We start from the raw sequence: 7,969 nt of genomic DNA on the forward strand, positions 1-7,969 counted from the left end.
TGATACATCAATGCAGCTTCAACGTTATAATAAGATAGATGTTAGTCATATGTTAAATTGAAGATACAAGTGCCAAAGCCTAAAGGAAATGAAGTTAAGATAAATTATAGGAGTGTTAAAGTGGCAATTTTAGAAGTAAAACAATTAACAAAAATATATGGAACTAAAAAAATGGCACAAGAAGTGTTGCGAGATATCAATATGTCTATTGAAGAAGGCGAGTTTATTGCTATTATGGGTCCCTCTGGATCTGGGAAAACGACATTATTAAATGTTTTAAGTTCAATTGATTATATTTCACAAGGTTCTATTACATTAAAAGGAAAAAAATTAGAAAAGCTTTCAAACAAGGAATTATCTGATATACGCAAGCATGATATTGGTTTTATTTTTCAAGAGTATAATTTACTGCATACATTGACTGTTAAAGAAAACATAATGTTACCACTAACGGTTCAGAAGTTAGATAAAGAACATATGTTAAATCGTTATGAAAAAGTAGCAGAAGCATTAAATATATTGGATATTAGTGATAAATACCCTTCTGAATTGTCTGGTGGACAAAGACAACGAACATCTGCTGCAAGAGCGTTTATTACATTACCTTCTATTATATTTGCTGACGAACCAACAGGTGCACTGGATTCTAAAAGTACTCAAGATTTATTAAAACGATTAACAAGAATGAATGAAGCATTTAAGTCTACAATTATTATGGTAACGCATGATCCTGTTGCAGCAAGTTATGCCAATCGAGTAGTGATGCTAAAAGATGGTCAAATTTTCACTGAATTATACCAAGGGGATGACGATAAACATACCTTTTTCAAAGAAATAATACGTGTACAAAGTGTTTTAGGTGGCGTTAATTATGACCTTTAACGAGATAATATTTAAAAATTTCCGTCAAAATTTATCACATTATGCCATCTATCTTTTTTCATTAATTACGAGTGTAGTATTGTATTTTAGCTTTGTAGCATTAAAATACGCGCATAAACTAAACATGACAGAGTCATATCCAATTATTAAGGAAGGCTCACAAGTCGGAAGCTACTTTCTATTTTTCATCATAATTGCATTTTTGTTATATGCCAATGTGTTATTTATTAAACGACGAAGTTATGAGCTTGCATTATATCAAACATTAGGTTTATCTAAATTCAACATTATTTATATACTAATGCTCGAACAATTACTAATATTTATAATTACGGCAATATTAGGTATTATTATTGGTATTTTTGGTTCAAAACTGTTATTAATGATTGTCTTTACATTATTAGGAATTAAAGAAAAGGTTCCAATTATTTTTAGTTTGAGGGCGGTATTTGAAACATTAATGTTAATCGGTGTCGCTTATTTTTTAACCTCTGCTCAAAATTTTATATTAGTGTTCAAACAATCTATTTCACAGATGTCAAAGAATAACCAGGTTAAAGAAACAAATCATAATAAAATTACATTTGAAGAGGTTGTTTTAGGCATCTTAGGTATAGTATTGATTACCACAGGATACTATCTATCTTTGAACATTGTTCAATATTATGATTCTATCGGTATACTTATGTTTATTTTATTGTCAACTGTGATTGGGGCATACTTATTTTTTAAAAGCTCTGTTTCTCTAGTTTTTAAAATGGTGAAGAAGTTTAGAAAAGGTGTTATAAGTGTAAATGATGTCATGTTCTCATCATCTATTATGTATCGTATTAAGAAAAATGCTTTTTCACTTACGGTCATGGCAATCATTTCAGCGATTACTGTTTCAGTTCTTTGCTTTGCTGCTATAAGTAGAGCGTCCTTATCAAGTGAAATAAAATATACTGCACCACACGACGTTACAATTAAAGACCAACAAAAAGCTAATCAATTAGCAAGTGAATTAAACAATCAAAAAATTCCTCATTTTTATAATTATAAAGAAGTAATTCATACGAAATTGTATAAAGATAATTTATTTGATGTAAAAGCGAAAGAACCATACAATGTAACAATTACTAGTGATAAATATATCCCTAATACTGATTTGAAACGTGGACAAGCTGATTTGTTTGTAGCGGAAGGTTCTATCAAAGATTTAGTGAAACATAAGAAGCATGGTAAAGCAGTTATAGGAACGAAAAAACATCATGTTAATATTAAGTTGCGGAAAGATATTAATAAAATCTATTTTATGACAGATGTTGATTTAGGTGGACCAACGTTTGTCTTAAATGACAAAGACTATCAAGAAATAAGAAAGTATACAAAAGCAAAGCATATCGTCTCTCAATTTGGATTCGATTTGAAACATAAAAAAGATGCTTTAGCATTAGAAAAAGTGAAAAATAAAGTTGATAAATCTATTAAAACAAGAAGTGAAGCGATAAGCTCAATATCAAGTTTAACCGGAATATTATTATTTGTAACATCATTTTTAGGTATTACATTCTTGATTGCTGTATGTTGCATTATATACATTAAGCAAATAGATGAAACCGAAGATGAGTTAGAGAATTATAGTATATTGAGAAAGCTTGGATTTACACAAAAAGATATGGCAAGGGGACTAAAGTTTAAAATTATGTTTAATTTTGGGTTACCTTTAGTTATTGCACTATCACATGCATATTTTACATCATTAGCATATATGAAATTAATGGGTACAACGAATCAAATACCGGTTTTCATAGTAATGGGATTATACATTTGTATGTATGCTGTTTTTGCAGTGACGGCTTATAATCATTCCAAGCGAACAATTAGACATTCCATATAAAATATACAGATGGCTTTCAGTAGAGTAGTGGATTCGAATTCACGAACTATACTGGAAGCTTTTTATTATAAATGAAGAGAAGTTATATTTTTAGCATGTATAGTTGAATACTGGGTTAAAATACCATATTAATAATGAAGTAAAGGTATGAGTGATTATGAAAGTGTTTTGAATGAAATATATTTAATTGGTGATGCTTTTAATTGAAAAGATTAACAGGATTCAACTTTGTAAATTGTATTAAATGTGAGAAAATAAAAGTATATTCATTGAGATATATATGAGTCAATGATCGTTTTAAACAAGATAAGTGTATTTTAATATGTAAAAGTTATGTAATAAATATTGTATCGTTGCAAATTTCCCAACTATATCCATTTACAATTTTTAGAGTTGTATAGATAAAAAATTGCCTATACAATAACTTTTTCAAAACAAATGCCTACTACTATTTAAATTTTATGTAAAAGTTAAGTTTCGGAATTGTTAAAAATTTGTAAATTGAATTGTGGGATTGTAAATTTTGTGCTATTTTCATATAAGGGCAAATACAGTAAATTGTTTACTGTGAGGCATTTTTGAAATTAATATCAGTACACTAAAATTATACTGACGATTGATAATAACAAATTTGTATCATTAGTTTGTAAATTCACTTGTCTTAATTTGAAACAAATTATAACTGAATGTGATTGGTGACAATCGCTTAAATGGAGGATTTTAAATGTTTAGTAAGAAAAAAGATAAGTTTATGGTTCAATTAGAAGAGATGGTTTTCAATCTGGATCGTGCTGCTATTGAATTCGGTAAAATGGATTTCAATACACATTTAGATTTAAAAGCATACTCAGACAACATTAAAACTTATGAGTCACATGGTGACGAATTAGTACATCAAGTAATTACTGATTTAAATCAAACATTTATCACACCAATTGAACGTGAAGATATTTTATCATTATGTGATGCAATTGATGATGTTTTAGATGCAATTGAAGAAACGGCAGCTATGTTTGAAATGTATTCAATCGAATACACAGATGAATATATGGCTGAGTTTGTTGATAACATTCAAAAAGCAGTTGCAGAAATGAAACTTGCTGTCGGCTTATTAGTCGATAAAAAATTATCACATATGCGTATTCATTCAATTAATATTAAAGAATTTGAAACAAACTGTGATGGTATTTTAAGACAGTCAATTAAACATATTTTCAATAGCGAAACAGATCCAATCACATTAATTAAAATAAAAGATATTTATGAAAGCATGGAAGAAATTGCTGATAAATGTCAAATCGTAGCAAATAATTTTGAAACTATTATTATGAAAAATAGCTAAGGGGAGTATATATTTATGTCATATATAATCATCGTCACTATAGCTGTAGTTATTTTCTCGCTGATATTTGACTTTATCAATGGATTCCATGATACAGCCAATGCAGTAGCTACTGCTGTATCTACTAGAGCGTTAACGCCTAAAACGGCAATTTTAATGGCAGCAGTGATGAACTTTATAGGTGCTTTAACATTTACGGGCGTTGCAGGCACCATTACTAAAGACATTGTCGATCCATTTAAATTGGAAAATGGATTAGTTGTTGTGTTAGCTGCAATACTTGCGGCTATTATTTGGAATTTAGCTACTTGGTTTTACGGAATTCCAAGTTCGTCTTCACATGCACTTATAGGTTCAATTGCGGGTGCAGCAATCGCATCTGAAGGCTCATTTGGAGTGTTACATTACCAAGGTTTCACAAAAATTATTATTGTATTAATCGTTTCACCGATAATCGCATTTTGTGTTGGTTTCTTGATGTATTCAATTTTTAAAGTTATCTTTAAAAATGCAAATTTAACAAGAGCGAATCGTAACTTTAGATTTTTCCAAATTTTCACGGCAGCGTTACAATCATTCTCTCACGGTACGAATGATGCGCAAAAATCAATGGGTATTATTACGTTGGCATTGATTGTCGCTAATGTACAGAATGATGGCAGTGTTGAACCACAGTTATGGGTAAAATTTGCCTGTGCGACAGCAATGGGGCTTGGTACTGCAATTGGTGGCTGGAAAATTATCAAAACTGTAGGTGGTAATATTATGAAAATACGTCCAGCAAATGGTGCTGCGGCCGATTTATCATCTGCATTAACAATTTTTGTTGCATCATCGCTACATTTCCCATTATCAACAACTCACGTTGTGTCATCATCAATCTTAGGTGTTGGTGCTTCTAACCGAGCTAAAGGTGTAAAATGGAGCACTGCGCAACGAATGATCATTACATGGGTGATTACATTACCTATTTCAGCATTGTTAGCAGGTTTACTATTCTATATACTTAACTTATTTTTCTAATTGAAAATAAAACTAAACTGAACTTCAGTATCACAAACATATGGTGGTATTGAAGTTCATTTTTTTATGTAAGTAGATAACATATTTTATAGAATTTACGTAGAATGACCAAGACAAAGCATTTTAATTAGGGGGCTAAGTTATAAATTTATTCCATGGAACATAAACAGTTAGGTCATTAAAATATAAGTAAGCGTAAAATAATGATTTAATAGTTTATATTCTTCAATGAAGGAATAATTAAATAGTTATCAACTTGTTTAATTAACCTAAATTGTATTGGGCTTTATTTAATATAAATTTGTATATGTAGAAGAAAAAGCGTAAAATACTGGTATAACAAATTAAATCATTATATAGTCAACTTAGTTGCATTATTTTGATTTTTAATATATTATGCATTTAATTTAATCAAATAGGTAGGTTATTATTTTTTACCTAACTACCATTCATACAAAATATAAATAAGTATGATAGGGAAGGGTGAGATAATTTTTTGTACCAAAATGAAAATTTTTTTCAAAAATAAAAAACTAGCAATCTCACATGATGTGAATTGCTAGTATATATCAGTACAATTTATTTAATTAATGGATGAATGCATAGCTAGAAACTTCTGAAGCTGGAATTGTACGGTAGTTCATATTGTATGGACCATATGTGTAATTCATTTCAGAAATCAAGATACTACCATCACCATTGACACGTTCAACATAAGCAACATGACCATATGGACCAGGTGTGCTTTGCATAATTGAACCAACTGATGGTGTGTTGTTTACTTGGTAACCATCATTAGCTGCGTTACCAGCCCAATACTTAGCGTCTGACCAATATGTGCTAATTGGACTACCAGCTTGAGCACGACGGTCAAATACGTACCATGTACATTGACCAGCAGTGTATAAATTTTGGTGATTAAAAGATGATGCATTGCCATTGCTACCTGTTGTAGCTGTTGGTGTTGTACCACCTGATCCACCATTAGGAATTTGTAATGTTTGGTTAGGCATAATTAAATAACCACGTAAGTTATTGGCTGCCATTAATTGATCAACTGAAACACCATATCTGCTAGCAATGATATTTAATGATTCACCAGCTTGTACAGTATGAGATGATGCTGAACCAGCTTGTGGAGAAGTGTTTGACGTATTTTGTGCATCACTTCCACCTACTGAGATAACTTGACCAGGGAATACCAAGTTGTTATCTAATTGGTTATTTTGTTTAATACTCTCTACTGAAGTGTTGTATTTTTGAGCAATACTCCATAATGATTCACCAGATTGTACTGTATGTTGTGTAGAAGCTTGTGCATCATGATGCGTTAAAAATGCAGCTGCACCAGATGTTGCTGTTATTGCAAATGCTAATTTTTTCAAAGGGACTCCTCCTTAAAATTAAGTTTTACTACTTTTAAAAATTATTAAGACAATTTATATAGTAAATTAAGTTTTCGTTTTATATTACGATTTCCATATTATCAAAAATAAGTAGCTTTGTGTGGTTTGTTATTATCTTGTAATATTATTAACATTTTAGGATATCGGTTCATATTTTTATAAATGCTGATTTGATAGTGTATAAAAGCGTTTTAGTGATTTTAACTAATTATAAAAAATTATATTTTGTAACATTGTAAAATGTAAAATTACTATACTTGTTAAAGGTTATTTCTTTTGATGAAGCAAAATTTACTGTAAAATTTGACGCATAAAACGACGGTAGAAGGAGGAATTATTTTGTCGCAAAATACAAATCATTCATATTATCATCAAAACCAGCATGCTCAATCAATAAGTAAAGTGTGGCTTTATTTTATGTATTATTGGATTATATTTGGCATAGGATGCTATCTAGGTCAGTTTTTACCATTAAGTTGGCGACAACCCTTGTCATTTGGATTACTGATTATTATTTTAGCAACACTTGTTTTTGAAAGAGCGAGACGGTTCGGTTTAATTATTTCACATATTTACGCTGTAGTGATTGGCTTATTGTCATACGCAACGTTTACCACGTATTTACAAAATTTAGGACCAGATATTTTCTATAAAAATATCGCATTAGCAATTTTTGCATTTATAGCATTTGGTATTATTGGTTATTTCTTCGTTGGAGATGCATCGAGTATAGGCAAATATTTATTCGTTACATTAATAACATTAATTATTGCGAGTCTAATTGGTATTTTTCTTCAAAATCCTATTTTTTACACTATTATTACCGTCGTTAGTCTGTTGTTATTTCTACTTTATACTTTGTATGATTTTAATCGTTTAAAAAGAGGTGACTATTCACCAAGAGAAATGGGATTTAATCTATTTATTAATTTGTTGAATATTATTAAGGATATACTTTACCTTGCTAATATGTTCAGAAGATAAACAGTTAAATTAATAAAGAAATTTGTATAAAGTTTTGGAATAATCAATAATGAATATCAACCTTAAATTGGAGCGATTGTCATAAATTAGAAATTTAGATAGAGATTTTACTGATAAAGCAATAAAAATTTATTACCTTAATTGTAAAGATATTATTAATCATTAAAATGATTAACTGCTATAGTTCTAAAGTAAACAAATCTTAGAAGATAAACTTTAAACAGGTGTACTTGCCTTTCTAATTACACTTTTATTAGAAAAGTAAAGTATAGCTACGTATTAATTTTAAAATCGAAACATTAATAGGAAGAAGTATAGATAATATAAGTCAAGTCCAGACTCCTGTGTAAAATGCTATACAATGTTTTTACCATTTCTACTTATCAAAATTGATGTATTTTCTTGAAGAATAAATCCATTCATCATGTAGGTCCATAAGAACGGCTCCAATTA

At 29.6% G+C, this 7,969-nt stretch carries 6 protein-coding genes; 5 read left to right on the plus strand and 1 reads right to left on the minus strand.

Annotated features, from left to right (window positions below; genetic code table 11):
• The first annotated feature begins 120 nt into the window (after positions 1-120).
• From vraF to IDG60_RS14525, 4 genes are all read left to right on the plus strand, one after another.
• Entirely contained in the window at positions 121-882 is a 762-nt protein-coding gene (gene vraF, locus IDG60_RS14510) for an ABC transporter ATP-binding protein VraF (RefSeq protein WP_000985996.1), read from the plus strand.
• Positions 872-2,761 carry an ABC transporter permease VraG gene (gene vraG, locus IDG60_RS14515; RefSeq protein ID WP_000143616.1) on the plus strand — a complete coding sequence of 630 codons (1,890 nt, stop codon included), beginning with the start codon at positions 872-874 and terminating at the stop codon, positions 2,759-2,761. Before vraF ends, vraG begins: the two co-directional genes overlap by 11 nt.
• 724 nt (positions 2,762-3,485) lie before the next feature.
• Entirely contained in the window at positions 3,486-4,103 is a 618-nt protein-coding gene (locus IDG60_RS14520) for a DUF47 domain-containing protein (protein WP_000491755.1), read from the plus strand.
• Positions 4,104-4,118: 15 nt separating this feature from the next.
• Positions 4,119-5,126 (plus strand): inorganic phosphate transporter, encoded by a 1,008-nt coding sequence (locus tag IDG60_RS14525; protein ID WP_000120368.1) that lies wholly within the window; start codon positions 4,119-4,121, stop codon positions 5,124-5,126.
• A 587-nt stretch (positions 5,127-5,713) separates the two neighbouring features.
• Here IDG60_RS14525 and IDG60_RS14530 read toward each other — a convergent pair.
• Positions 5,714-6,511 carry a LysM peptidoglycan-binding domain-containing protein gene (locus tag IDG60_RS14530; RefSeq protein ID WP_000731644.1) on the minus strand — a complete coding sequence of 266 codons (798 nt, stop codon included), beginning with the start codon at positions 6,509-6,511 and terminating at the stop codon, positions 5,714-5,716.
• A gap of 360 nt (positions 6,512-6,871) precedes the next feature.
• On the opposite strand from IDG60_RS14530, the gene IDG60_RS14535 reads away from it, so the two are divergent.
• Positions 6,872-7,516, plus strand: coding sequence for a Bax inhibitor-1/YccA family protein (locus IDG60_RS14535; protein ID WP_000081602.1), 645 nt, complete (start codon positions 6,872-6,874; stop codon positions 7,514-7,516).
• Positions 7,517-7,969: the final 453 nt, after the last annotated feature.

Source organism: Staphylococcus sp. EG-SA-2, assembly GCF_017152085.1.

Bases quoted from the DNA above. Each gene is read 5' to 3' on its own strand.
- vraG (WP_000143616.1), top strand. From the start codon at position 872: ATGACCTTTAACGAGATAATATTTAAAAATTTCCGTCAAAATTTATCA.
- IDG60_RS14520 (WP_000491755.1), top strand. From the start codon at position 3,486: ATGTTTAGTAAGAAAAAAGATAAGTTTATGGTTCAATTAGAAGAGATG.
- IDG60_RS14525 (WP_000120368.1), top strand. From the start codon at position 4,119: ATGTCATATATAATCATCGTCACTATAGCTGTAGTTATTTTCTCGCTG.